This is a genomic window from Pseudomonas syringae, from assembly GCF_000737245.1.
In the GTDB taxonomy this organism is placed as follows: Bacteria; Pseudomonadota; Gammaproteobacteria; order Pseudomonadales; family Pseudomonadaceae; genus Aquipseudomonas; species Aquipseudomonas syringae_J.
Genome location: NZ_JPQU01000078.1, coordinates 116,665 through 143,645 on the forward strand (window position 1 = coordinate 116,665; position 26,981 = coordinate 143,645).

Below are 26,981 nucleotides of genomic sequence, written 5' to 3' on the forward strand. Positions count from 1 at the left end.
ACGCACAACGCCGTGTGTCCGGCCCCATTCTCAGGCAGAATGGCGGCATTTCCAGTCTGAACAGAGGATCGCCCATGGCTAAACCTAATTACTCCTTCGCCAAACGTCAGAGAGACCTGGCCAAAGAGCAGAAGAAAGAGGAAAAGCTACAGCGCAAAAACGCTGCCTTGGCCGAGACCACCGCTGAAGGCGAGACCGTTGAAGGCGACGAGTCCGTTGATGACGCGCCAACGGCTGATCAGGCAACTACTGACGACAAGCCAGCAAATTGAGTACCCCTGCGGGGAATGTTTGCCCGCAAGCGGATGTGACGACGTGGGACCGGCTTCAGCCGGGAAGAGGCCGGGACAGACGCTAAATCTTTCCCTACCGACCAACTGCTTTCCCGGCTAAAGCCGGTCCCACGGCACCGCTCCAACAAATGGGTCATTTGCACCCAGACCTCACCCCTCAATCGGCATCACCGTCACTCGCACTTCCGGGTCATGGCTACCCCCTCCCAGAATCACCCCGCGCAACGGCGAAACGTCCGAGAAATCTCTCCCCCAAGCCAGACTGATGTGCTCCAGCGCAGGCTGCACGTTGTTGGTCGGGTCGAAATCCACCCAACCCAATACCGGGCAAAACACTGAAACCCATGCATGTGACGCATCGGCACCGATCAACCGTGGCTGCCCTGGCGGTGGCTGAGTCAAGAGATAGCCGCTGATGTAGCGCGCCGACAAGCCCCGTGAACGCAAACAGGCCAGCATCAAGTGAGCGAAGTCCTGACAAACACCGCGGCGGGTTTCCAACACTTCCACCAGCGGGGTCGCCACTTGGGTTGCTTCGCCATCAAAAGTGAACTCGGTGAATATCTTCTCCATCAACGCCTGCACGCAGAACATCAACGGCTGACCCGCCATGAAGCAATCGGCCGAGAACTCGATGAAAGACTGTTTCAAATGCACATAGGGCGACTCGAAGCGGTAACGGCAGGCTTCAAGGATGTCTGCCGACATCGGCCGGGTGCTGTACATCATTGCGCTTCGAGTGGATTCCCAGGCTGGAGACTGTTGGAAATCCAGCTTAGGACGTCCCAGCACTTCAACCTGTAAACGCGCATTGACCTGCAACTCGTCATGGGGCCGTTCGAAGGCCAGTCGGGTCAGCGGGTTGCCGAACACATCAAACTCGTCCCGGCGAATGGTCGGGATCGGGCTGATCAACAGTTGCTGCTCGGTGCAACGCTGCCACTCGCTAGGCCGCGGCCATAGATGCGCCAACTGCTGGGCCAGGGAAACCGGGCTGTCGTACTTGTAGTGTGTGTCGTGAAAAATCTGGTAATGGGCACTCATCAGACGGACACCGTTCGCTGGCTGATATCGTCGACATGGGCGAAATGGCGCAGGGCAAGGCGGTCGGACACCTGGCCGCTGGCATCGCCAATGGTTTGCAGCAAATCGGCAAGGCCGTCGAGCACCGCCCGCAGGCTGCTTTCACCAAACAATGGATTCTCCAGACAGCCCAGATCGAAGCTCGACAGACGACGCACCAACGTACCCAGGCTTGCGTCTCGCGGTGCGCCGAAGTCTTCGTTCAAACGATTGAGCGAGCGCGACACCAGCTTGAGCTGGAACAGCACCGCGTGGGGGTTCTGATCGTCGAGCAAGAGCAGATCCAGCACCGGAATCAGCTGCGGAACCGCCAAATAACGGGAGCGATAGGTGATGCTGCTGTTGCCAAGCTCCAGCAACCATTCAAGCCCGGCCTGATCGGTCGCGGCCACGCCTCGCAGGAATGCCGCCAGACTGGTGCTGAGGAATTTCAGACGCTCGACCCGGCGACCGATCATCAGGAATCGCCAGCCTTCGTCACGGGTCATGTCGTCCAGGGCGAAACCGGACAGGGCCGCCAGGGACATCACCAGCCGATTGAGGAAGTCCAGCAGTTCGCCGAAGTCCGGCTCTTCGGCTTCCAGGCTCAGAGCTTCGCGTTGCAACTCTACCAAGGCCTGCCAGTTTTCCCTGGACAGCTTGCCGCGCACTTGCGATGCCGCCCACTGCAGACGCTGCAGGTTGGCACGCAGGCTGAACGGCCATTCTTCGCCCAGCAGGGCCGCCAGCAGCCGCTCATGCAGCTCGCCGCCCTCTTCCTCATCGGGTAGCAGGTTCAGGCGCTCACCCAGCGCCACCGCAGCCTCAAGGGCCACAGGATCATCGCCGTCCACATAACGGGCCAGCATGATGCGCAGCAATCGGGCGCTGTTGTCGCAGCGTTCACAGTAACGACCGAACCAGAACAGGTTTTCCACCACACGTGAAGGCAAGTATGGGTCGCGACGAATCAGGTCATGAACGCCCAGGGCACGCTGGCCCTTCCAAGGCTCGCCCGCCTGGGAAAACTCACCCAGCACCCAGGTGTCCTTGCTCGCCCCGCCGCGCTGCATCGACACCACGTCGGCATCGGCTTCGGCAGCGACTCGGGTAAGACCACCGGGCAGCACGCGATAGCCATCGTTGCTGGCCACGGCATACGCGCGCATGCCAATGGCCCGTGGCTGCAAGTGTTCGCCGTCAGACTGCCAGATAGGCGCGTGGGAGAGCTGTGCCAGTTCCTGAGCCACATAAGCGTACGGCCGGGCCTGCATTCGCTGCGCCAGTGTTTGCCGCTGCGCCTCATTCAGGTCCCGGCCGAATACCGGCGTGAAACTCTGGGAAGGAAAGGCCGGCTTGATCAGCAGTTCCGGTAATTTGGCCAAGGCTTCGGCCAGCACCGGCGGCTCACCGCACCACCAGGTGGCGACCGATGGCAGGATCAGCTCTTCGCCAAACAGGTGCTGACAGATCTTCGGTAGAAAGCCCAACAGACCCGGGGATTCCAGTACGCCGCTGCCCAAGGCATTGGCGACCAGCACCCGGCCCTGACGCACGGCTTCCAGCAGCCCGGGCACACCCAGTGCCGAATCGGTGCGCAGTTCCAGCGGATCACAGAAATCATCGTCCAGACGACGCATGATCGCGTGCACCCGGCGCAGGCCGCTGAGGGTCTTCAGATAGACCGTCGCGTCGCGCACCGTTAAATCGCCGCCTTCAACCAGCGGATAGCCGAGCTGACGTGCCAGGTAGAGGTGTTCGAAATAGCTTTCGTTGAAACGACCCGGCGTCAGCAACACCACCAGAGGCGTTTCGTTGTTGGCCGGGGCCTGACGCGCCAGAGTCTCCTGCAACGAACGGAAGAAGCCGGACAGGTGCTGAACCTGCAAATCGCGGTAGGTTTCCGGGAAGGCCCGGGACACGATCTGGCGGTTTTCCAACGCATAACCGGCACCGGACGGCGCCTGGGTGCGATCCGCCGTAACCCACCAGCGACCATCGGGAGTGCGCGCCAGGTCCACGGCGTACATGTGCAGGAAAATACCTTCCGGCGGCACCACGCCTTGGCACGGCCATAAAAAGTTGTTGTGACCAAACACCAGTTCGGCGGGCAGCAAACCACTGGCGATCAGGGTTTGCGGGCCATAAAGGTCCGCGAGCACGGCGTTGAGCAAGCGCCCCCGCTGCGCGATGCCTGCCGCAACGTGTTGCCATTCTTCAGCAGGAATCAGGTGCGGGAGCAGATCCAGCTCCCACGGCCGGTCGGCCCCTTTGGGATCGGCATAGACGTTGTAAGTGACGCCGTTTTCCTGAATCTGCCGGGCCAACAGCGCCTGACGCTGCATCAATTGCGCGGGGCTGCTGCGTTGCAGATGCTCATACAGGCGCTGCCAATGCGGGCGAACGGCACCGTCGGCATCAAGCATTTCGTGATAGGTACCCGGGAACAGCGGGTAGCGGTCAAGCAAGTCGGGCATGGAAGGCTCGGCAGAGACTAAAGATTTCAGATTAGCGCAATCAGATGTCAGCCAATGAACGGTTGCATCGGGCTGGCGGAATCACTTTTATAAAATAACGATACAGAACCCTCTGTAGGAGCGACCGGGGTGGCGCTCCACCTTGCTCGCGATAGCGTCCGGTCAGACGACTATTTATCGAACGTCCGGACGCTATCGCGAGCAAGCTCGCTCCTACAGAGTACGAGTTGCAATTCCCTGCCGACCTATCAATGCAAACGCATATCCAGCGTCATCGGCAGTTCGTCATTGATGCTCAGCAGTGGCACTTCCAATTTGCCGGGGGTGTGGCCGATCCTGAAGAAGCGCGCCAGACGCCGGCTTTCCGCTTCGTTGGCGTTGACCGGTAAAGTCTCGTAATTACGGCCCCCAGGATGCGCGACATGATACTCGCAGCCGCCCAGCGAGCGCTGCATCCAGGTATCGATCAAGTCGAATACCAACGGCGCATGCACGGGGATGGTCGGTTGCAGGCAGTTGGCCGGTTGCCAGGCACGATAACGCACCCCCGCAACAAACTCGCCGACCCGACCTGTGGGCTGCAATGGTATCGCAACGCCATTACAGGTCAGTACATATCGTGTCGGCGGCAAGCCATTAATCTTGACCTGCAAGCGCTCCAGTGAAGAATCCACATACCGGACCGCGCCCCCGGCCGAGCCCTCCTCACCCAGCACGTGCCAAGGCTCAAGGGCTTGACGCAATTCCAGTTCGATGCCGCTGACGCTGTAATCGCCCACTTTCGGGAAGCGGAATTCCAGATGCGCGGCAAACCATTCGGCGCGAAGCGGGTAGCCAGCGCTGTTCAGTTCCTCGATCACATCGGCAAAATCCTGCTCAATGAAGTGCGGCAACATGAACCGGTCATGCAACTGCGTACCCCAGCGCGCCAGCTTCGCAGGCGCATAAGGTTCACGCCAGAATTTCGCGACCAATGCGCGCAGCAACAATTGCTGCGCCAGGCTCATGCGTGCATGAGGCGGCATTTCGAAAGCCCGCAGCTCCAGCAAGCCAAGGCGGCCGGTCGCACCATCCGGCGAATACAACTTGTCGATGCAGAACTCGGCGCGGTGAGTGTTGCCGGTGACGTCGATCAGCAAATTGCGCAACAGACGGTCGATCAGCCACGGTGCGACTTCTTCTCCCGGCTCAGGCATCTGCGAAAAGGCCAGCTCTATTTCATACAGCGAATCGTTACGCGCTTCATCCACCCGGGGGGCCTGGGACGTGGGGCCGATGAACAACCCGGAAAACAGGTACGACAGCGACGGATGGTTATGCCAGTAACTGAGCAGACTGCGCAGCAAGTCGGGGCGGCGCAGGAACGGTGAATCTGCCGGCGTCGCGCCACCCATGACAAAGTGGTTGCCTCCTCCGGTGCCGGTGTGGCGACCGTCGATCATGAACTTCTCGGTGGTCAGGCGCGTCAGGCGCGCCTGTTCATAGAGGAATTCCGTGCGCTCGACCAACTCGTCCCAAGTCGCAGACGGCTGAACATTGACCTCGATAACACCGGGGTCCGGGGTAATCCGGAAGTTGGCCAGACGCGGATCACTCGGCGGCTCATAACCTTCCAGCAATATCGGGCAATTGAGTTCCTGGGCCGTGGCCTCGATGGCTGCCGTCAGCTCCAGGTAATGCTCAAGTTTCTCCAACGGCGGCATGAACAGGTACAAACGCCCTTCCCGGGCCTCGGCACACAGCGCGGTGCGGGTCAGCCAGTCAGCGGACTCGTCGACCTTGGGCATGCGCTCGGCATTGGCATCATCAATCTCGCTCAGACCGCTGAGTTGCGACTGAATCTGCTCGCCATCCGGCAGCTGCGGGAAGTCCTGGTTGTGGTCGGTGGGATGGATGAACGGATATTCCGCCGCCTTGACCCACGGTTGCGACGCCAATGGCAGGCGATAGCCCAACGCGGAGTCCCCCGGCACCAGACGACAATGGTTATCACGCAAATACCAGCGGCCACTCTGCCAGCGGTCACCGTCAGCACTGCGCGCCAGCGGCAACACCTGACCGATGATTTTATCCAGGCCCTGAGCGAAGACTTTGCGCAGACGCGCCCGCTCCAGCTCATCCCCAAGTCGCGAATCTTCAGCGCTGACGTTGGCCGGCAGCGCACCCTCGCGCCACAGGTAGTAGAAATTGTCTTCGTAAGCCGGGAACACAAAGCGCGCAGGCAGCTTCAGGCGTTCGGCAACACTGGCCAGAAACCTTCCGGCCAGCTCGCCGGTGGCACCGTAATCCTGGGTTTCTTCAGCGATCAGGGCGTTATTGCGCCACACCGGCTGACCGTCCTTGCGCCAGAAGCAGTTCAGCGACCAGCGTGGCAGTTGCTCGCCGGGGTACCACTTGCCCTGGCCGAAATGCACGATGCCCAGCGGCGCGTAATGTTTGCGCATGCGCTGGAACAATTCGGCAGACAGTTCACGTTTTTTCGGGCCCAGTGCGGCGGTGTTCCACTCAGCACCGTCACGGTCATCGATGGACACGAACGTCGGCTCACCACCCATGGTCAGGCGCACGTCGTCGCGGCTCAGATCACTGTCGATCTTGTGCCCAAGGGCCTGAATCTCGGCCCATTGCTCTTCGGTGTAAGGCTTGGTGACCCGAGGCGCTTCCCAGATGCGCTCGACGGACATTTCGTGGCTGAACTCGGTTTCGCAAGGCTCAACCAGCCCGCTGATCGGCGCCGCCGACGAAGGCTCCGGACTGCACGCCAACGGAATGTGTCCTTCGCCCGCGAACAGCCCGGAGGTGGCATCCAGACCGACCCAGCCAGCGCCGGGCAGATAGACCTCGCACCAGGCGTGCAGGTCGGTGAAGTCCACATCAGTACCGGACGGCCCGTCCAACGCTTCGACATCAGCCTTGAGCTGGATCAGGTAGCCAGAGACAAAACGCGCCGCCATGCCCAGATGACGCAGCAACTGCACCAGCAGCCACGCAGAGTCGCGGCACGAGCCGGAAGCGTTCTCCAAAGTGAATTCCGGGGTTTGTACACCGGGCTCCATACGGATCAGGTAAGCGATGTCCTGACTCAGACGCTGGTTCAGGCCCACCAGAAAATCGATGGCGGGCAGCGGCGTGCGGTCGATACTGTCCAGATACGCGGCAAAGCGCGGCGAAAGCGGCAGCTTTTCCAGATAAGGCGCCAATTCGCGCTGCTCTTCGCTGGCGTAGAAGAACGGGATCTTCTCGGCATAGGGCTCGAGGAAGAAGTCGAAGGGGTTGAACACCGCCATTTCGGCAACCAGATCGACTTCGACACGCAGCTCGTTGGTCTTCTCAGGGAAAACCAGACGCGCCAGATAATTGCCCTGGGGATCCTGCTGCCAGTTAATGAAGTGATTTTCAGGCAGGACCTTTAGCGAGTACGACAGAACCCGGGTACGGCTATGAGCCGCCGGACGCAGGCGAACAATCTGCGGACCCAGTTCCACCGCTCTCTCGTAGCGGTAATGCGTAACGTGGTGCAAGGCAATATGAATCGACACGGCGTGCCTCCTGCGAGCCTGGACGGTAATGGAACCGCGCAAGACTTATGCCATCCGGGCAAATACGGCGGTTCCTCGGCGGCGAGGCAAAACCAGGCACCATTAAAGCGCCAGCCGTGCCCCGCTGTGCAAGCGTTGCACAGAAATAAGGCATGGGGAGGGAAAATTTTCAGGTATCAAGCATGTAGGAGCTGCCGCGGGCTGCGAATGGCGGTGTGTGAGGCATTGTGCTTTTGCGTTCAATGAGAACAGCCATTGCGCAACGCCTGCGTTCAGCCGGCCACAAGTCGCAATATCCTTGACCCATGCGATCTACGCATCATCGACTGGGCTTAACACAAACGATGTGCCAGTCGGAAATATGCAACGCAGATTTTGCTTTTGCTTTTCCTGGTGCGATTTCACGAACGACGCCAAACGCGCGTCGGGAGGCTGAGCGCAGGTGTCGCGGGGTGGGTCGCTCGGCAGGGATGCCGAGCGAGCGCCGCTGGGCCATGGATGGCCCTTCGGCGCGTGCCCACACCGCGGCACCGGAGCGAAGGAACCGCCGCGAAGCGGGGGCCGGACGCCAGCGCAAATGGTTTCCCCCCTTTGCCGAAACAAAGGGGGTCGACCGTCAGGGCGAAACCGGCTTCAGCCGCGCCCCAAATGCTGTTGTTGCCACTCGGATCAAGGCGCAATACCAAATGAAAAATAGGCGACATCACAGCCGTAGTAAAAAGGAACTGCCGAAGGCTACCAATGACCGTGTGCCAGGCACCAACCCTTCACAGTCTTCGGCAGCGCCTATAGAGACAGCGCAGCGACTCACTGGCAGCGCTTATCCGGAAACAGTGTCTCGCCAACAAGTTGGCTCCTATAGGAGTACACAGTCGCTACTTGGAGCAGAGAGCTAGTGATCAATAAGCCGCCAAGCCCTTGTCTGTTTGGAGCTATTGAATGCTGGCTTCACACTTTTCCAAGCCTATCCCACAAACTGCCAAGCCAGCCCGGTACGCCAGGATGGCGTTCATTGCCGTGCCATTGGCGTAATATCTCCAGCCCTTGTTTGGCTCGCACGAGTTCAAGGTGAGGACGAACCGCCTCTCCGGAATCCTCATCCAGCGTCAAGCCAAGAGCTCGCCCCTTTTCAGTGAGGCGTCTAACTCCATTCTCGGTAATAAAATCCGGCTCGGGTATTTCAATCCTGACAGTAGTCGAGGTCGTCATCACGTAGCCCTCACCCATTTTCTTCGGTACACAATTTGAGAATTGAGTACCCATGGGAACAGCCGCATCGGCCTCGGCAGAAAACTTCGTCACCAAGTGCTCTATTAAACCAAAGTCACCTAGCTTACCCAGCGCATAGGTTGGATTCAGTATGTGCCGCAAAAAACCCTGATCGAACCGGGTACTATTGATAGCCGCCCCATTCAACATTCGCGATGCGGCAGCGGCATCCTTCTCTGTGAAGCTCACAGTCATCTGCCACCCCTGATGGTTATAGCTACCCCCATTGAAACCTGAAAGGAAACGACCATTTCCAAACAATCGGTACCCTCCGATATCTGAAGCCAGGAGGTCGACGTATTCCATATCAACATTTTTGTCCTCAACATAGGCATATATCTCAGAAAGCAGCTGACGATCCTGCTTCGTGAGGAACTCATAGTTAACACGAGCCAAATCCGAACACTTTATTCCGTTGGTAGTGTCAACGACCGGAGGCTCATAACTGCCGAACAGTCGACTCACCATCAACTGGCGGCCACGGTCAGCGGTGCTGCTGGCTTTGGTACCAGGCAGGTCAGCTTGCGACGGGCGTGGTACTGCTGCGGGATCATCCGGCGGGGATGATTTGGCGAAAGTTACCTCTGGGAGAAGTCCACGAATAATCTCCACAGGGCTTGTCACCGGAGACTCTGGGATCAAGGTCTTGCTTGAACCGGCCGCAACTTTACTCTGCAAATCGGACGCATAGCCGTTCGGATACTGCGTTTGCTCAATTACGGGCAGCGAATTGAAGTGGGTCTGCGCTTCATGGAAAAACCCAGCCATTTTGCCCGTCGTGTTGTACTCGCTTAGCGCCCGGGTCGTGGCGCTCTGCCGCCAAAGCTGCTCCTGCTCAGCGGTTTCTAGTCTGGCCGACGCACGCTCTGCAAGGCTAAAGGTGCTGCTTTCGTCATAGGTAATCAGAGCAAGCTGATCTCTAGGCATGCCTTTGAACGAGCCGATGTCGGCACTGCCACGGGCGCTCGATAATTCGCCTATTATTTGCGCTGCTTTTTGACCTAGAGCTTGCGGATCGAATCTGGTGTCTCGGATCTGCGCTTGCAGCGCCGCTGTGCTCAATCGACGGGCAAGCTCTGAAACAACACTCTCGGAGTGGGTGGTGTTCGCGTCGCTGTCAGCAGGCGCTGTCGGCGAGGGACAGGGTTTGATCTCTGCAGTCGTGCAGACCGCCTGAGCTTTTGTGGAATTGTTCTTAGTGATGAGCATGAAGATTTCCCCAGCAGAGCGCTTCCATTGGATTGAGAAGAATAGGAATTCGGCCACCTGATGGATGTAGGAATGCGTGAGCTATGGCGTATGACAATTCCGTTTTGGCTTTCGGCAATTGCTGACCCTTCGCTCTTTGATGAGCTTCAGGTATTCCACCGAGGCATGAAGTTTTAGAGTACGAATAAACAACACGCGGAGCCGTAAAAAACTTAAAAAACCAAATATGTAACGCTCTCGCCAAACACTTATCTGCATTACCCTTGACTCATAGGTGCAACGCAAAAAGTGTGCCCAACAAATCGCACATTCCTACAACAGCAAGTAAGTTTTCCGGCAGAAACACCCCAACCAAACTGCTTAATTGATTGCCTTCTTCAAAGAGCAGGCATCATGAAACTCAATACCACCGAAAATATCCACGGCATCATGCAAGGTTTTTCCACATTGACAGCAGAGGCGGAGGATGGCTGCCGTACAGCATTGCATAACGGAACGTTGTTTTGCGTCTATCTGGGCAAAGGCAGAAAAATCACCTACATAATGAAGCCTCAAGAAGGACGATGGGGAGATCCAGCTCTGTTGGTGCGTGCCGCCTCCAACAACACCAACTACGTTGTTGAAGGGCAGCCCGCAGACACTGAGCACTCACACTACACGGTAAATACCACCGACTATGAAAACATTCCGAGTCTCGTCTCCTTCAATAACAAGCTGTGGTTGATCTACACCAACGAGTTAGGCTCCACTGAGTTTCACGCCTGGGACGAAAGCCACGCATCGTTCGTGCATGCGCACGAGCGGGCATTGGATATCGTGGAGTCGGCGACTTATGCGCAACTCAATAACATCCTCTATATGTTTTACAAACTGCATGACAGCAGCAATATTTACTCCACCCACACGACTGACATGGAACTTTGGAGCAAGCCCGCGCTGGTCAAGAAAGATGGCGTCAAGTCGGTCAGTACCTATTTAAGCCCCGTGGCGATCACTTATCAGGGCTTGATTCACCTCGTCTACAAGGACCGAGACGGTGGTTTCTTCCTGCTCAAAGGTGATGGCGAGTGTTGGACCAGTCCCATTGCTTTCATTGGTGCTGATTATGGTCACTCCCCTGGTATCGCTGTGCATAACGGGCTGTTGAAGCTGGTTTTCTGTAACTTATCCAAAGCCACTTCAAACGCCCTGTATCAATACAGTTATGACGGCAACGCGCTCAGCCCGGTCGTTGCCAGCACGAGGCTGAGCGCAGGCGGATCTCCGGCGCTCAGTACCCAAGGCGGAAAGCTGGTAGCTACCTATCTGGAAAGCGCTCCAACGCCGTAACAACTTTTCGCCTGACGGATCATTTATCAGCCACTTCCTATCTCATTAAACTCTGGAGGCCGCCCAATGCCGGTCGATCAACGCATACGCACCTACATTGCAGATCAACTTCTATCGGGCGATATCGAAACACAGCTTGAAGTTGTGATCAGCGACATCGTAAGTCTTTTGGCCGCAGCACCTGCTGACGCTGTACATACCAGCGCCTACTTGTCTTACTTCTTATCTTCGCAAAGTATGAGAAGCGATAACGAGGTCGAGCAAGCTGCCTTCGCTGTACACATGACTTTCCTGTTTCGTCGGCTCTATAACGACGCTACTTTTATCAGGCATTTGCGTGCGGGTCCCCTCACAGACGGCTACGCCGTTCTGCTTAACTTCTACCGTATTCACTATGCTTTCAACCTCAATGGCCTGAGATCCCCGCTGGGCCCACTTACGCTGGACTATGGCAATCCATTGAGAATGCTGCAAATCATTGTGGGTGCGGCTTATGGACCGTGGAGTGTTCACATCCGACTGATGGGCGAGATCAGGGATTACCACCACACTCGGATTCGACGCTACGCCACCACACAGCACATCGAACTGGGCAGGCTGCGAGCACCCACTCACCAGCAGTTCCGCGTGGCAACCTGGAACATGCAGGGCACGTCAGAAACGTTCAACACCAAATGGCGAACCAAAGTTCTGGAACTGGCGCGAGCCAATGATGTGGTCTTGATTCAGGAAGCAGGCGTCAGCCCGCTTTCGGCAAGACTTATCAGCTATTTGAACGTGCAGGATCAGTTCGGGACAACTCATGTAGTGGCGCAACTCCTCTGGGAGGCGGGAACCACCAGCCGCCCGGAGAATTACCATGTGTTCTATCTGGATGTGAAGCGGCTACGGGTCAATCTGGCGATCGTGGTAGCGGCCAGCAGGGACATTGATGTTCGCGAGGTTGTCATCCTGTCAGACGGATTGCCGGACAGTAATGGCGACCCGGTTACCCGTCCCGCCTTCGGGGTACAAATACGCAGACAGAGCCCTGCCCCGCACCCTCCCGCAGAGACGGTCACAGTACTCAACTTTCACGCCATCTCTGGAGGCGGACCCAATGCTCCTCGCATGCTGAGGGAGATCAGCTGGCACACCGAGACGCCTTACGTCCTTGCAGGAGATTTCAACCGAGATCCGAGGACAACAAACAGCGCGTATCCCTCACGACGAGGGAACTGGATATCCCCGCCAGATATCGCTCAGCTGGTCATGGCCGAGGCGGCGACCCATCCCAGCACCGACCCACAGAACATGCTGGATTATGCGGTTACCAACGGCACATCAGAAGTTACTCGGGGAGGACGGGTTGATACCTTAGGACCTTCAGATCACCTGGCTGTCAGCTACCAGTTCAGCTTCCCCTGAAGGAGACTAAGGGGGATTACTCCCCCTTAGGGCTTAACGCGGAACGACAGGCTTACGCTTCGGCGGCTTGGGGCCTTTGCCTTTTGCCGCGTCCATACGCTCTTTCGCCGCTTGCTTGTTACGGGCCATGGCGGCGGCCTTGGCTTCTTCGCGCTTGTCCCACGGCTTGCTGCCGTCACTGCCGCGCGGTGGCAGGCCGGTGTGCTGAGTCTGGATCAGCGTGGTTTTGGCCACTTTATGGCTACCGGCTGGCGTCGAGTTCTTGCGACGCGCGCTCTGGTAGCTGTCGGTGGCAGGCTGATGCAGCGGGATCAGTTGATCCTTGCCCGAACCGATCAGGTCGGCACGGCCCATGCGGGTCAGTGCTTCACGCAGCATCGGCCAGCCTTTCGGGTCGTGGTAACGCAGAAACGCCTTGTGCAGACGGCGCTGATCTTCGCTTTTCACGATGGTCACCGCATCGCTCTTGTAGGTGACCTTGCGCAGCGGGTTTTTACCCGAGTGATACATGGCCGTAGCGGTGGCCATCGGCGACGGATAGAACGCCTGCACCTGATCGGCGCGGAAACCGTTGCCCTTGAGCCATAGCGCCAGGTTCATCATGTCTTCATCGGTGGTGCCTGGGTGGGCCGCGATGAAGTAAGGAATCAGGTACTGCTCTTTGCCCGCTTCCTTGGAGTACTTCTCGAACATGCGCTTGAACTTGTCATAGCTGCCAATGCCCGGTTTCATCATCTGGTTGAGCGGACCTTCCTCGGTGTGTTCCGGGGCGATCTTCAGGTAACCACCAACATGGTGGGTGACCAACTCCTTGACGTATTCCGGCGACTCGACCGCGAGGTCATAGCGCAGCCCTGAGGCGATCAGGATTTTCTTCACACCCGGCAACGCACGAGCGCTGCGATACAGCTGGATCAGCGACGAGTGGTCGGTGTTCAGGTTCGGGCAGATGCCAGGGAACACGCAGGACGGCTTGCGGCATGCGGATTCGATTTCCGGGCTCTTGCAGGCGATGCGGTACATGTTCGCCGTCGGGCCACCGAGGTCTGAAATCACCCCGGTAAAACCTGGCACCTTGTCGCGGATCTCTTCGATCTCGCGAATGATCGACTCTTCGGAACGGTTCTGAATGATCCGGCCTTCGTGCTCGGTGATCGAGCAGAAGGTGCAGCCACCGAAGCAGCCACGCATGATGTTCACCGAGAAGCGGATCATGTCGTAGGCCGGGATCTTTTCCTTGCCATACGCGGGGTGCGGAACTCGTGCGTAAGGCATGCCAAACACGTAGTCCATTTCTTCAGTAGTCATGGGAATCGGTGGCGGGTTGAACCAGACATCGACTTCGCCATGCTTCTGTACCAGCGCACGGGCGTTACCCGGGTTGGTTTCCAGGTGCAATACACGGTTGGCGTGGGCATAGAGCACTGCATCGCCACGGACTTTTTCAACCGACGGCAACCGGATGACCGTTTTGTCACGGGTCATGCGCGGGCTCGCCAGGATCTGCACAACCTTTGGCTCGTTCGGATCTTCTACAGGGCCCTTTTCCTGCTCGATGGCGCAGGCCTGGGTATCCTGGGTATTCACGTACGGGTTGATGATCTTGTCGATCTTGCCCGGACGGTCGATACGGGTGGAATCCACTTCGTACCAGTCTTTAGGCGTGTCACGGCGAATGAACGCGGTGCCGCGCACATCGGTGATGTCTTCGATCTTGTGACCGTAGGACAGACGCTGGGCGACCTCGACAATCGCACGCTCGGCGTTGCCGTAGAGCAGAATGTCGGCGGCGGCGTCGATCAGGATCGAGTTGCGAACCTTGTCCTGCCAGTAATCGTAATGGGCGATACGGCGCAGCGAGGCCTCAATACCACCGAGCACGATAGGCACGTGCTTGTAGGCTTCTTTACAGCGCTGACTGTAAACCAGACTGGCGCGATCCGGACGCTTGCCGGCCATGCCGCCTGGCGTGTAAGCGTCATCGGAACGAATTTTCTTGTCCGCGGTGTAGCGATTGATCATCGAGTCCATGTTGCCAGCAGCGACACCGAAGAACAGGTTCGGCTCGCCGAGCTTCATGAAGTCGTCTTTGGACTGCCAGTTCGGCTGGGCAATGATCCCGACGCGGAAGCCCTGGGACTCCAGCAGCCGGCCGATGATTGCCATGCCGAACGACGGGTGATCCACATACGCATCGCCGGTGACGATGATGATGTCGCAGGAATCCCAGCCAAGCTGATCCATTTCTTCCCGGCTCATGGGCAGGAAAGGCGCTGGTCCGAAACATTCGGCCCAGTACTTGGGATAGTCAAATAACGGCTTGGCTGCTTGCATGTCGATGACCGGCGTTGGTGTTCAGGAAGGCGAGTCTCTCTACAGAAAATCGCGGCCGCGGAATATAGCACAAAATTTGATCAAGTCCGACGACAGTGGTCGGATTAATCTTCAGCTCGCATGCATGTGCAACAAGTCGCAGCAACAACGATAACTATCTACCGCCGCACCCGCATATCCGTGCAGTTAGCTTGCCTTTTTGTGCCCCGAACCACCTGCGGGGCGCCCCCCGAAAAGGCAATGCCACCATGACATACACTCTAGACACCGCCCTCATGACCAGTGAAACCTGGTCCGCCTATCAGGCCCTGGATCTGATCGAGAGTCAGCTTGGCGACTCCCTTGCCAGCCTGAGCAACGATCAGCGCCAGCGTTATCTGAAACTCTGTCGGATAGAACCCCTGGCAAGGCAGGATCTGGCCGAGGCCATCCAGGGCTTCAAAAGCAGTTTTGAAGAGGAGGCTTACCCCGCACTGGTTCAACTGTTTCGAGCGAGAACCGGCCAGACCCTGGACCTGCACAACACCTGGCTGCACACCCGCGTGCTTGAACTTCCGCAGCGCCAGGACGCTAAAGACCCTATCGAGTTACTGAGCACTCTGTTCAGCTCGCGCACCAAGCGCGCTCTGGCCGGCAACGCACCGCGTGAACACGTTATGTCCACAACGCTATGGCAGGCAGCGAAAGATAATTTCGCCTTTCATCTTTCCAGCCGTCTGCATTCAGGCCTGGATTTTCAACGCGCCAGCGTGATCAACACCTCCGCCTACGGCTCAGACGCTCATACCGTCGAAAACCTGGGGGTAGCCCACTGCATTGACATCATTCGCGAGTTCGATCTGGCCTCACGCTTGCGCAAGGCTCTGGCCAGTCATCTGGCGACCACCCTCAATCCGCTGATTTTTGCTCATCGCAAAGCCAGCTTCGAACTGGACTTGCTGGAAGCGATACGCAGCAACAGGCTGTCCAGCGAGGGTCTTGATCAGAGCCCACGATTGATGGAAGCGCTGACGAAAGAAAACGCGCTCAACTGGCAGTTCTTCCATATCTATTTCGGCTGGCAGTTATTACCAACGCCCACCACGGTATCTTTGCCTTTCTGCGTGTTCTCGCTGCCTGAAGGCTCGGGCGTGTTCAGTTATTTCCCGAATCGCCCGCAAGGCGCGCTGCGCTATCACCGCAGTGCGACGGATGCCATTACCTCTTTACGGGAACAGATTTCTACAGATGCCAAGGCCAACCGGATCGACTGGCTGCTGCGCACCCTGTCGCTAACCGATCAAGGTGCGTTGCTCAGCGAACTCAAAACCACCACTGTCGATGAAAGCCAACTGAACTGGATGGCGAAACAGCTCTACACCGCATTCAGCAGCCGCAGCCCGGCCACTGAACGCCTCTATATCCGCGCCGAGATCGGCCAGGCGAAACCCTCGTCGCACTCGCTGCTGACCGCCATGGAGATGCGCCAGAGCCTGACCCTCTTCAACGATCTGCATAGCATCGCAACGTCAACGGCCACCAAGGATTGGGAGCAAGTCAAAAAGACCTTGCTGCACATCGGCAGCGAAATCCTCGAACTGCTCACCCTGTCTGCTCCAGGCGGTGTGACCGGGCTCAACCGTCTGATGATGACCGCCAGCCTGGGAACGCTGACTTACAACGCGATCACGGCCAGCGAAGCGTTCGCCCGTGGCCAGTCTGCGGACTTTGTCCAGGCGCTTGGCGATATCGCGGAGCTGGTCATCAGCAGTCGCATCCAGGGGGTTGGCGCAAAACTTTCAGCGCAGCGCACTCAGCACTTGATCACCTCCCTGAGCAAGCCACGTGCCGCGCAAATGCCCAATGGCGACCGTCGTCTGTGGCTACCTGACCTGCGCGCCTATACAGAACACGATCCCCGACTGCTGAACGGCTTGAGTGCCAACACCGCTGGCTTGTTCGAGGCGGACGGTAAAATCTACGCGCGGATTCAGGTGGATGAACAGGTCAGGATCGGCGAGCTGGTTTATGACACGGACTTCAAGCAGTACCGACTCAAACACCCTGACCCGCAGCAATATCAGCCGTTGGTGCGCCATGACCAAAGCCGCGATCAGTGGCGGCTGGCACCCGCAGACGTCAGCAATCTGACCAGTACCGAACTGCTGCAAACCATGATGCGCCCGGACTTACCAGCGCTCAGCCGTGAGGATGTGCAGTATCTGCAAACGCTGACACAGGTCGAGCGCCCACAACTGGAAGCCGCCTGGAACGGCGACGCCCCAATACCCTGGGCCTTGGAATTCGCGACGCGCGACCTGCAACAGCTGCGCACAGAGGGAAGGCGCGACCACATAGAACAGGACAACCGCTCGACCACATTGGCCCTGCGCCTGCGCTTCAAGTACCTGCCAGAAGCCGCAGCGCGGGAGTTGGTGCGCCAGTACCCGACGCTGAGAAACATCAACCGCTATGCAGCGCTAGACGCAGAGCAACGGGCCGCCGTCGACAAGGCCGAGCTGCAAAGCCGACTGATCCGGGTACTCAATACCCTCAACGATCCCAACGGGCGCGGCATGGGGGCCGATGCAGAGGCCATTGCCTGCAATTTGCTCAGCGTGCAGCCCGGCTGGCCGGCAGATTTATGCATACAGGTCTATCAAGGTGCGCAGGACTTCAACGGCAATATCGTCAAGAGCAACAATCTGCTGGGCACCTACGGCAATGAGTCCGCCAGCAACGCCGTTATTCTTGCCCGACTCGACGGGCGTTATGCGGGGTACGACCAGACCAACGCCGATATGCTGCAGCCTCGCAGCACTGACTACCCGCTGATGACGGCGCTGCTGCGCACACTGACTGACGCTCAGCGCGACGACATGAGATATCAGCTGCATGACGGGCCCAAACTGGCAAAGACCATACTGAGCCAGGCGCAACTCAACACGGACGTGCTGGGTGACCTGCTGCCGATACCTACCACCTTTGACCTCAGTACTGAACGCCTCGCAGCATTCCAACTGGTGAGCGACTACAGCAGCACCAAAGCCGACAGCGACGGCCTTTACCGCGATAACGGCAAACTGTATGCGTGCATCGACGGTGATTTCTTTCAGGTGTTGCATGATCGTGACGCTTCCAGCCCGGGTCGCAAAGTCATGCGCATCGTCAGGCCCGGGGACCCGGTGGCTGGCGACGCCGACAACCTCTACGTCTCAAGCCGAGGCGGCCGCAGCGAGGCCATAACCCGTGATGCTCAGGGGGTGTGGGCCGGTGCGATCACCGGGTTAAGCGGCGGCGGCCCAAAGGTTGATCGTCTAAAGGCAATGAAAGACAAGACCCTGGCGGAACGACAGCAATACATCGATAGCGAACTTGTCTTGCAGCACGTCTTGTCAGAGTTCGAAGCGCATTTCAACAAGGATGCGTCCAACACCTACTTCCTGCTGGCAGGTGGGGATTATTACCAACTCAAAAAAATGACCCACGAAAATCTGCATGTTCAGGTTTTGCGTCATCGCAAGGCTGCAACGACCGACTTTGAGGATCTGCCGCCGAGCATCCCGCTGAAGCGTGAAACCCTGATTCGCTCAATCGTCGACCTGGAAAACATCGACCAAAACTACAGCCGTATTTCCGATCTCTATCAGGGCATCAGTACGCTGGAGTTGGAGGCCATGAAATCCACCAGCACGGACGCTGATCTGGATATCGCGATCTATTTCCTGAAGTACAAACCCATGCAGGATGCCAATGCAAACGTCATCTCGCTGATTGATCGCTTCAAGGCATTGGTTCACGACGAGATCGACCGTTTGCTGATCAAGCTCGATGAGTTTCCTGTCGCACCGGAACCGCAGACCCGTCGCCCACCGAGCCCCGGCAAAGGACGTGCGCCCTCTAAGGCGAAGCACAGCGTCACGCCGCCACCGACTACGCCGAAAAATCGCGTAGAGATAGTCACTCAGAACAACGCAGTCCTCAGTGGAAAGCCACGTAGCGACAACCCCAACATCGTGGACATTCTCGACAGTCGCGGCCAGCGCAAGGCTACTTATCTGCGCTCCAGTGACGGCCAGTACTGGGTCGAGCACCAAACAACCCCGATGCCGACTCCCAGCGTAAGCCAGGCAGCTCCTGTTATCTGGGAACCTTATGGCACCGCCGCGCAAAAGCTGCTGAAAGAGGCGACGCACTGTGAATCAGTTGCCGACTACCTGGGTCGCAAAAAAGGCTCAGCGCCTTCCGCGCCCGAAGGCCTGCTCGAATACCACGCCAACCGCCTGGAAGAACATGCCAAGGAAATTCAGGAGATAGCACCGCAATTGGCCGATACACAACAGACCCAGCAAGCCATGGGGATGGGCAACCAATTGCGCGAAAAAGCCCGGTACCTCAGGAAGAAGGGCAGGATGCTGCGCATTGATCTGATCATCAGCAACAATGCGCCGGTCGCCAATGACCTGCAGTGCCTGGCCGACAGCAACAACCTGAGCGTACGTAAAACCCGACAGGAACGTATCGCACTTCAGCGCGCAGGATCCAACCGGCAACAGCCGCCCCGGGACTACATCGACGAATATGAGCTGAAGATCAAGGACCGCAATCAAGTCTGGGCCTACGCGCACCTGCATTACTCAGAACGTGCCAGCGACGCGTTAGCGTTTAGCGCGGCGCACTTGAAGCGCCCCGAGCAAAGATTCCAGGGCGCGCAATTGCAGATTCAGGAAGCTCAAGCTGGCCGCCGTTATGAAATCCATCGGGGGACGCTGGATAAAGCTCAGGTGCTGGACATTCTGCTGTCCGATCGATTCGTCTAAAGCAGGGCGTTAGTCTTCGTCGAAGTTGTAACTGCCCGGCGCGAGGTTCTCAAAGCGGGTGTATTTACCGATAAACGCCAGCCGGGTGGTGCCGATAGGGCCGTTACGCTGCTTACCGATGATGATTTCCGCGATGCCTTTGTGTTCGGTCTCCGGGTGGTACACCTCATCCCGGTACACGAACATGATCACGTCAGCATCCTGCTCGATCGCTCCGGATTCTCGCAAGTCGGAGTTGATCGGCCGCTTGTTAGGCCGTTGCTCCAGGGAGCGGTTGAGCTGGGACAGGGCAACAACCGGGCAGTTGAATTCCTTGGCCAGGGCTTTCAACGAGCGGGAAATCTCGGAAATCTCGTTGGTCCGGTTATCACCGCCGGAACCCGGGATCTGCATCAACTGCAGGTAGTCGATCATGATCAGGGCGATGTCGCCGTGCTCACGTACCAGACGACGGGTCCGGGCACGCATTTCCGACGGGCTGATGCCAGCCGTGTCATCGATGAACAGCTTGCGCTCGTTGAGCAGATTGACCGCCGAGGTCAGGCGCGGCCAATCATCGTCTTCCAGTCGACCGGCACGGACTTTGGTCTGGTCGATACGGCCAAGGGATGAAAGCATACGCATGATCAGCGATTCACCTGGCATCTCCAGCGAGTAAACCAGAACCGCCTTGTCGCTGCGCAAAACCGCGTTCTCCACCAGGTTCATGGCGAAAGTGGTCTTACCCATGGATGGACGGCCAGCGACGATGATCAAGTCGGACGGTTGTAGCCCGCTGGTTTTCTCATCCAGGTCGGTATAACCGGTGGAGAGCCCGGTAATCGCGTTATCAGTGTTGAACAAGGTATCGATACGGTCGATGGCCTTGGTCAGCAAGTCAGTCACGCTGACCGGACCGCCGGTCTTCGGACGGGCTTCGGCGATCTGGAAAATCTGCCGTTCGGCTTCGTCGAGAATCTCTTCGGCGTTGCGCCCTTCCGGGTTAAACGCGCTGTCAGCGATTTCCGTGCTGATGCTGATCAACTGCCGCAAGGTGGCGCGTTCGCGAACGATCTGCGCATAGGCCTTGATGTTGGCGACCGAAGGGATGTTTTTCGCCAGTTCGCTGAGGTAGCCCAAACCGCCGACTTGCGAGGTCTGACCTTCCTTTTCCAGCTGCTCGGCCAGGGTCACTACGTCGATGGGCTGGTTTTGGTCAGCCAGACGGGCGATGGCGCGGAAAATCAGGCGGTGGTCATGTCGATAGAAATCACCGTCCGACACCTGATCGAGCACGCGTTCCCAGGCGTTGTTGTCCAGCATCAGACCGCCGAGTACTGCCTGTTCGGCCTCGATGGAATGGGGCGGCACCTTCAGGGCAGCAGTTTGCAGATCATATTGCTCGGGGGCGGAGATATCGTTCATGACCACTCAGAATCAGGGGTTGTGAAAATCGGGTTTTAAAAAACCCGTGGCGCAGAAAGACAAAGGGCACGGCCTGAAGAACAGGTCGTGCCCGATGTTAATCCTCTGGCGAGCAAGCCGCCAGACGATTAGTACTGCTTAAGCAGCCACCACAACAACGCGTACGGTTGCTTCTACGTCGCTGTGCAGGTGCACAGCTACGTCGAATTCGCCAACGTTGCGGATAGTGCCGTTCGGCAGACGAACTTCGCTTTTTGCAACTTCAACGCCAGAGGCGGTCAGTGCATCAGCGATGTCGTGGGTGCCGATCGAACCGAACAGCTTGCCTTCGTCACCAGCGGTGGCAGTGATAGTCACTTCCAGCTCAGCCAGTTGGGCAGCGCGAGTTTCGGCAGAAGCTTTCTTGTCTGCAGCCAGTTTTTCCAGCTCGGCGCGACGCTCTTCGAACGCTGCAATGTTAGCAGCGGTCGCAGCGGTAGCCTTGCCGTATGGCAGCAGGTAGTTACGACCGTAACCGGCCTTAACATTTACTTTGTCGCCCAGGTTGCCCAGGTTCGCGACTTTTTCCAGAAGGATCAGTTGCATGTGAAAATCCTCTTAACTTTTAACCTTCACCGTTCGCAGGGCCATTACCTGCATCTTTCGATGCACGGCGACCGCGAAAATCAATCAGGCTGTCGACAATGGCTAACAACGCCAGCAACGGATAGATCAGCTGCATGAACACCAGCAGCGTTATGTACATCCCCACCAGCCAGAATTTGGCCAGTCGCTTTTCAGCCACCAAACCATGTATCAGGGCCAGCCCGGCGAATACCAGCGGTACGCTGCACAACGGTGTCAGCATCGCCATGTGAGGACCAAAATTGGGCCCAACAAGCATGCACACCAGCAGCACCAACGCCGGTACCAGCGGGAGTCTCACGGCGCGAAATTCACGCCCGAAACCTCCAGGGTTGTACAACAACGCTTGCCAGTAACGCCCAACAATCAGGCTCAATACACTGACGATTTGCAGCAAGGCCGCTATCAGGCCATTCAGGACCGGTGCAATCAGTGCTCCAAGGCGCGCTCGCTCTTCTACGGACATCTGATCGTAGAGACCGGCGAGCATTGTCGGCAGGTGTTTCTGCAACTCCTGCGACATCGCCTCAATCGGTTCGCGGAAAACCGCGCCCAGAACCACTGCATACAACAGACCCAGCGCCACGCTGACCAGCAGCACGCGGACCCAGGATTCGCTGGCGCGTAAAACCATCGCCAACCCCAGCGACCCGACCAGCACCATAAAGATGCGTGGGTCACCGAAATACCACCAGAACAAAGCTGGCAGCAGAGCCCAGGCAATAATGCCAAAAGCATCATTCAACCCGCGCCGCAGGAGCACCAGGCAACCTGCAGCAGCACTCAACCAGAACAACAACGGCAATGCCGCACATCCGACCACTACCAGAGTGGCCTGCATGCGGCCGCGCATGATGAATTCAGCGATGGCGCGCATGCGTACTATCCCTTGTTACTTGTCGACTGCCCGGTCTCAGCGGCCGTGGCTGTCGGTGTAGGCCAGCAGGGCCAGGAAGCGGGCGCGCTTGATAGCGGTGGCCAGCTGACGCTGATAACGTGCTTTGGTACCAGTGATACGGCTTGGAACGATTTTGCCGGTCTCGGATACATAGGCTTTCAGAGTGTTGAGATCTTTGTAATCGATCTCTTTCACTTCTTCAGCTGTGAAGCGGCAGAATTTACGACGACGGAAGAAACGTGCCATGTAATTGGCTCCTCAAAAGGTCCGTGGATTACTCGTCAGCGTTATCGCTGTTGTCGCTGTCATCACCATCAACGCCATCGGCGCTGTCGGAGTGCTCAGGACGGTCGCGACGCTCACGGCGCTCGCTGCGGTTTTCTTCTGCCTTGAGCATCTCGGACTGACCGGTTACGGCTTCGTCGCGACGGATGACCAGGTTACGGATCACTGCATCGTTGTAACGGAAGTTGTCTTCCAGCTCGGCCAGAGCCTTGCCAGTGCACTCAACGTTCAGCATCACGTAGTGAGCCTTGTGAACATTGTTGATTGCATAGGCCAGTTGACGACGGCCCCAATCTTCCAGACGGTGGATTTTGCCGCCGTCTTCTTCGATCAGCTTGGTATAACGCTCAACCATGCCGCCGACTTGCTCGCTTTGATCCGGGTGGACCAAAAAGATGATTTCGTAATGACGCATGAATGCTCCTTACGGGTTGTAGCCTGCCGCCAAAAGCGGTCAGACAAGGAGTGAATGACACTGTGAGTCTTGCTCAGGGACAGGCACATTCGCGCCTGCCGTGACAGCAAGGGGCGCAATTGTAGGGAAGGCAGCTGTAAGCTGCAAGCTTTAAGCTACAAGTCGAGCTTGTTTAGCTTGCAGCTTGCCGCTTGTTACTTCCGCGAAGCGGCTGCTTTTTTGACACTGCGTTGACGCATCGCTTCAAACAGGCACACGCCTGTCGCCACGGAAACGTTCAGACTGCTGACGCTGCCCGCCATTGGCAGGCGGACCAGGTAATCGCAATGCTCACGGGTCAGGCGACGCATGCCCTTGCCCTCGGCACCCATGACCAGAATGGTGGGGCCGGTCAGATCCTGCTGATACAACTCCTGCTCAGCCTCCCCTGCCGTACCGACGACCCACAGGCCGCGCTGCTGGAGTTTTTCCAGAGTCCGGGCAAGGTTCGTCACGGCGACCAACGGAATGACTTCTGCCGCGCCGCACGCCACTTTGCGCACAGCTGGCGTCAAAGTAGCCGATTTGTCTTTAGGCACCAGAACCGCCAGAGCACCCGCCGCGTCTGCAGTACGCAAACAGGCACCCAGGTTATGCGGATCGGTGATGCCATCGAGTACCAGAATCAGTGGCGCGCCCTCGGTGCGATCAAGCAGCTCATCGAGCATCGCCTCACCCCAGACCTGACTCGGACTGACTTCAGCGACCACGCCCTGATGCACACCCTCGACCCAGACGTCCATTTCACGTCGCTCGGCCTGACCGACCGAGACGCGATTCTGGTTGGCCAGCTCTACCAGCACTTGAACGCGAGGATCGTTACGACCCTCGGCCAGCCAGACTTGCTTGACCCGTTTGGGGTGGTGACGCAACAGCGCTTCTACGGCATGAACGCCGTAGATTTTTTCCAACTGACTCATGACTTGGCCTTAGGTTTACGTGCTCCGCCGCTTTTGGCGGCCGGGGCAGAACCCGCTTTTGGCGGGCCTTTACGGTGTTTGCTTGGTTTGGCAGGCTTACCCGAAGATGACGGGCCGGACTCTGCCCTACTCGGCTTTCCCGACGATGCCTTGCTACCACCCTTCGCTTCTGCCAGCAGAGCCTGTTTCAACTCGCGACTTTTACGCACTTCGGCATTTTTTGCAGCAGCATCGCTCGGACGATAGGCTTCGGTTTCAGCTTTCGCCTTGGCCGGACGCTTGCTCGGGGCACGACCTGGAGCAGCGGCTTTTTCAGCAGCAGGTTCAGGCTCGGCACCACGACGCTTGCGACCAATCGGCGCGCTGATGGTCTTTTCGGCCATTTCGAAGTCGATCTTGCGCTCGTCGAGGTCAACACGCATAACGCGCACTTCAACGGTGTCGCCCAGACGGAAACTGCGACCGGTGCGCTCGCCAGCAAGACGGTGATGCACAGGGTCGAAGTGATAGTAATCGCCCGGCAACGCAGTCACGTGCACCAGACCTTCGATGTAGATATCAGTCAGCTCAACGAACAGGCCAAAGCCGGTTACAGCCGTGATCACACCCGGGAACGACTCGCCTACGCGGTCTTTCATGAACTCGCACTTGAGCCAGTTCACAACGTCACGTGTCGCTTCGTCGGCGCGGCGCTCGCTCATCGAGCACTGCTCACCCAACTGTTCCAGTGCTGCTTCGTCGTAAGGATAGATGCGCGCTTTCGGAATGATCGTACCGCCAGCACGACGAACGTGCGGCGTGTCCTGCTTGGAGCGGATAACGCTACGGATCGCCCGATGCGTCAGCAAGTCAGGGTAACGACGAATTGGCGAGGTGAAGTGCGTGTAAGCCTCGTAATTCAGACCGAAGTGGCCGTTGTTGTCAGAGCTGTACACCGCCTGACTCAACGAACGCAACATCACGGTCTGGATCAGGTGATAGTCCGGACGACCGCGAACGGTTTCCAGCAACGCCTGATAATCCTTCGGCGATGGACCGTCTTTGCCTTTGTGCAAGGAAAGACCCAGCTCACCAAGGAATGCCCGGAGTTTTTCCAGACGCTCTGGTGGCGGGCCATCGTGCACGCGGTACAACGCAGGAATTTCGTGCTTCTTGAGGAATTCAGCGGTGGCCACGTTGGCTGCCAGCATGCACTCTTCGATCAGCTTGTGGGCGTCGTTACGGGTGGTCGGACGAATTTCGGCAATCTTGCGCTCAGTACCGAAGATGATCCGGGTTTCCTGAGTTTCGAAATCAATCGCACCCCGAACATGACGCGCACCCAGCAACACCTTGTACAGCGCGTAGAGCTGCTTTAAGTGCGGCAGTACGTCTGGATACTCGCCACGCAGCTGGCGGGCTTCGGTGGTTTTCGGCTGCTCCAGCATCGAGCTGACCTTGTTGTAGGTCAGGCGAGCGTGGGAGTGGATGACGGCTTCGTAAAACACGTAGTCAGTCATTTCGCCGGTCTTGGAGATGGTCATCTCGCAAACCATGGCCAGACGATCAACGTGCGGATTCAGCGAGCACAGGCCGTTGGACAGCTGCTCAGGCAGCATCGGCACGACGCGCTCAGGGAAGTACACCGAGTTGCCGCGCACCTGGGATTCTGCATCCAGCGCCGATCCGATCTTCACGTAGCTCGACACGTCGGCGATGGCGACGTACAGCTTCCAGCCACCGGAAAACAGACGCAGCTTGCCCGGTTTTGCTTCGCAGTAAACCGCATCGTCAAAGTCGCGAGCGTCTTCACCGTCGATGGTCACGAAAGGCAAATGACGCAGGTCGACGCGGTGTTCTTTGTCTTTCTCTTCAACTTCCGGCTTGAGCTTGGCCGCTTCCTTGAGCACCGCTTCAGGCCAGACGTGAGGAATATCGTAAGTGCGCAGCGCGACGTCGATTTCCATGCCTGGAGCCATGTAGTTGCCCACGACTTCGACGATATCGCCCTGAGGCTGGAAGCGCGGCGTTGGCCAATGGGTGATTTTCACCTCGACGAACTGACCGATCTTCGCGTTGTTGTTGCGACCCGGCGTCACCAGCACTTCCTGCTGGATTTTCGGGTTGTCAGGGATGACGAAACCGATACCGCTCTCTTCGAAGTAACGGCCAACGACCGTTTCGTGAGCGCGGGAAATAACTTCGACGATCACACCTTCGCGACGACCGCGACGGTCCAGCCCCGAAACCCGGGCCAGGGCACGGTCACCATCGAACACTAAACGCATTTGCGCCGGGCTCATGAACAGGTCATCGGAACCGTCATCAGGGACAAGAAAGCCGAAACCGTCGCGATGCCCGGAGATACGCCCCAGGATCAGGTCCAGCTTGTCCACCGGTGCGTAGGTGCCGCGACGCGTGTAGATCAACTGAGCATCGCGCTCCATGGCTCGCAAACGGCGGCGCAGGGCTTCGATCTGATCTTCAGTTGTCAGGCCAAATTCTTCCACCAACTGCTCACGGGCCGCCGGCGAGCCGCGCTCGGACAGGTGAGCCAGAATCAATTCACGGCTGGGAATAGGGTTTTCATATTTTTCCGCTTCACGAGCGGCCTCGGGATCGAGGGACTGCCAATCGGCCATTAGAGAGTTTTCACCTTGTCTATATGCGGGTTAGTTTGGCATACACCTATTGAAACG

At 57.8% G+C, this 26,981-nt stretch carries 16 protein-coding genes; 4 read left to right on the forward strand and 12 right to left on the reverse strand.

Annotation, left to right across the window (positions count from 1 at the left end):
• Positions 1-74 precede the first annotated feature (74 nt).
• Positions 75-272 (forward strand): hypothetical protein, encoded by a 198-nt coding sequence (locus IV01_RS03025; RefSeq protein WP_032631205.1) that lies wholly within the window; start codon positions 75-77, stop codon positions 270-272.
• Between the two features lie 171 nt (positions 273-443).
• On the opposite strand, the gene IV01_RS03020 is transcribed toward IV01_RS03025, so the two are convergent.
• From IV01_RS03020 to IV01_RS25995, 4 genes are all read right to left on the reverse strand, one after another.
• Positions 444-1,337, reverse strand: a complete 894-nt coding sequence (locus tag IV01_RS03020) for a transglutaminase family protein (RefSeq protein WP_032631207.1) — start codon at positions 1,335-1,337, stop codon at positions 444-446.
• Positions 1,337-3,832 carry a circularly permuted type 2 ATP-grasp protein gene (locus tag IV01_RS03015; RefSeq protein ID WP_032631208.1) on the reverse strand — a complete coding sequence of 832 codons (2,496 nt, stop codon included), beginning with the start codon at positions 3,830-3,832 and terminating at the stop codon, positions 1,337-1,339. The genes IV01_RS03020 and IV01_RS03015 overlap by 1 nt, the downstream gene beginning before the upstream one ends.
• A 248-nt stretch (positions 3,833-4,080) precedes the next feature.
• Positions 4,081-7,371: a DUF2126 domain-containing protein gene (locus tag IV01_RS03010; RefSeq protein WP_032631209.1), complete on the reverse strand. Its 3,291-nt coding sequence runs from the start codon at positions 7,369-7,371 to the stop codon at positions 4,081-4,083.
• 948 nt (positions 7,372-8,319) lie between these two features.
• A complete protein-coding gene (locus IV01_RS25995; RefSeq protein ID WP_050507961.1) occupies positions 8,320-9,849 on the reverse strand; it encodes a hypothetical protein in 1,530 nt (509 codons plus the stop codon).
• 393 nt (positions 9,850-10,242) lie between these two features.
• On the opposite strand from IV01_RS25995, the gene IV01_RS03005 reads away from it, so the two are divergent.
• Positions 10,243-11,178, forward strand: coding sequence for a hypothetical protein (locus tag IV01_RS03005; protein ID WP_032631210.1), 936 nt, complete (start codon positions 10,243-10,245; stop codon positions 11,176-11,178).
• A 66-nt stretch (positions 11,179-11,244) separates the two neighbouring features.
• Positions 11,245-12,585, forward strand: a complete 1,341-nt coding sequence (locus IV01_RS03000; protein WP_032631211.1) for an endonuclease/exonuclease/phosphatase family protein — start codon at positions 11,245-11,247, stop codon at positions 12,583-12,585.
• Positions 12,586-12,618: 33 nt separating this feature from the next.
• On the opposite strand, the gene IV01_RS02995 is transcribed toward IV01_RS03000, so the two are convergent.
• Positions 12,619-14,919, reverse strand: coding sequence for a YgiQ family radical SAM protein (locus tag IV01_RS02995; protein ID WP_032631212.1), 2,301 nt, complete (start codon positions 14,917-14,919; stop codon positions 12,619-12,621).
• A 248-nt stretch (positions 14,920-15,167) separates the two neighbouring features.
• Here IV01_RS02995 and IV01_RS02990 point away from each other — a divergent pair, with 248 nt between their 5' ends.
• Entirely contained in the window at positions 15,168-19,718 is a 4,551-nt protein-coding gene (locus tag IV01_RS02990; RefSeq protein ID WP_154232272.1) for a hypothetical protein, read from the forward strand.
• A gap of 9 nt (positions 19,719-19,727) precedes the next feature.
• Here IV01_RS02990 and dnaB read toward each other — a convergent pair whose 3' ends face one another.
• The 7 genes from dnaB to rnr form a co-directional block, all read right to left on the reverse strand.
• Complete coding sequence (gene dnaB, locus IV01_RS02985; RefSeq protein WP_032631215.1) at positions 19,728-21,122, reverse strand: replicative DNA helicase; 1,395 nt, start codon at positions 21,120-21,122, stop codon at positions 19,728-19,730.
• Between the two features lie 138 nt (positions 21,123-21,260).
• Positions 21,261-21,707 (reverse strand): 50S ribosomal protein L9, encoded by a 447-nt coding sequence (gene rplI, locus IV01_RS02980; protein WP_020293665.1) that lies wholly within the window; start codon positions 21,705-21,707, stop codon positions 21,261-21,263.
• Between the two features lie 19 nt (positions 21,708-21,726).
• Positions 21,727-22,623 carry a hypothetical protein gene (locus IV01_RS02975; protein ID WP_032631217.1) on the reverse strand — a complete coding sequence of 299 codons (897 nt, stop codon included), beginning with the start codon at positions 22,621-22,623 and terminating at the stop codon, positions 21,727-21,729.
• A 36-nt stretch (positions 22,624-22,659) separates the two neighbouring features.
• Positions 22,660-22,890 (reverse strand): 30S ribosomal protein S18, encoded by a 231-nt coding sequence (gene rpsR / locus IV01_RS02970; protein WP_003171373.1) that lies wholly within the window; start codon positions 22,888-22,890, stop codon positions 22,660-22,662.
• A gap of 28 nt (positions 22,891-22,918) precedes the next feature.
• The gene (gene rpsF / locus IV01_RS02965; protein ID WP_027900435.1) at positions 22,919-23,344 is read right to left on the reverse strand and encodes a 30S ribosomal protein S6; all 426 of its coding nucleotides are present in this window, start codon (positions 23,342-23,344) and stop codon (positions 22,919-22,921) included.
• A 194-nt stretch (positions 23,345-23,538) separates the two neighbouring features.
• Positions 23,539-24,303, reverse strand: a complete 765-nt coding sequence (rlmB, locus tag IV01_RS02960; RefSeq protein WP_032631219.1) for a 23S rRNA (guanosine(2251)-2'-O)-methyltransferase RlmB — start codon at positions 24,301-24,303, stop codon at positions 23,539-23,541.
• Entirely contained in the window at positions 24,300-26,924 is a 2,625-nt protein-coding gene (rnr, locus tag IV01_RS02955; protein ID WP_032631220.1) for a ribonuclease R, read from the reverse strand. The genes rlmB and rnr overlap by 4 nt, the downstream gene beginning before the upstream one ends.
• Between the last annotated feature and the right edge of the window lie 57 nt (positions 26,925-26,981).

Bases quoted from the DNA above. Each gene is read 5' to 3' on its own strand.
- IV01_RS02990 (WP_154232272.1), top strand. From the start codon at position 15,168: ATGACATACACTCTAGACACCGCCCTCATGACCAGTGAAACCTGGTCC.
- IV01_RS02995 (WP_032631212.1), bottom strand. From the start codon at position 14,919: ATGCAAGCAGCCAAGCCGTTATTTGACTATCCCAAGTACTGGGCCGAA.
- IV01_RS03005 (WP_032631210.1), top strand. From the start codon at position 10,243: ATGAAACTCAATACCACCGAAAATATCCACGGCATCATGCAAGGTTTT.
- IV01_RS03015 (WP_032631208.1), bottom strand. From the start codon at position 3,832: ATGCCCGACTTGCTTGACCGCTACCCGCTGTTCCCGGGTACCTATCAC.
- rpsR (WP_003171373.1), bottom strand. From the start codon at position 22,890: ATGGCACGTTTCTTCCGTCGTCGTAAATTCTGCCGCTTCACAGCTGAA.
- IV01_RS03000 (WP_032631211.1), top strand. From the start codon at position 11,245: ATGCCGGTCGATCAACGCATACGCACCTACATTGCAGATCAACTTCTA.
- IV01_RS02975 (WP_032631217.1), bottom strand. From the start codon at position 22,623: ATGCGCGCCATCGCTGAATTCATCATGCGCGGCCGCATGCAGGCCACT.
- rlmB (WP_032631219.1), bottom strand. From the start codon at position 24,303: ATGAGTCAGTTGGAAAAAATCTACGGCGTTCATGCCGTAGAAGCGCTG.
- IV01_RS25995 (WP_050507961.1), bottom strand. From the start codon at position 9,849: ATGCTCATCACTAAGAACAATTCCACAAAAGCTCAGGCGGTCTGCACG.
- rpsF (WP_027900435.1), bottom strand. From the start codon at position 23,344: ATGCGTCATTACGAAATCATCTTTTTGGTCCACCCGGATCAAAGCGAG.
- rplI (WP_020293665.1), bottom strand. From the start codon at position 21,707: ATGCAACTGATCCTTCTGGAAAAAGTCGCGAACCTGGGCAACCTGGGC.
- rnr (WP_032631220.1), bottom strand. From the start codon at position 26,924: ATGGCCGATTGGCAGTCCCTCGATCCCGAGGCCGCTCGTGAAGCGGAA.
- IV01_RS03020 (WP_032631207.1), bottom strand. From the start codon at position 1,337: ATGAGTGCCCATTACCAGATTTTTCACGACACACACTACAAGTACGAC.
- IV01_RS03025 (WP_032631205.1), top strand. From the start codon at position 75: ATGGCTAAACCTAATTACTCCTTCGCCAAACGTCAGAGAGACCTGGCC.
- dnaB (WP_032631215.1), bottom strand. From the start codon at position 21,122: ATGAACGATATCTCCGCCCCCGAGCAATATGATCTGCAAACTGCTGCC.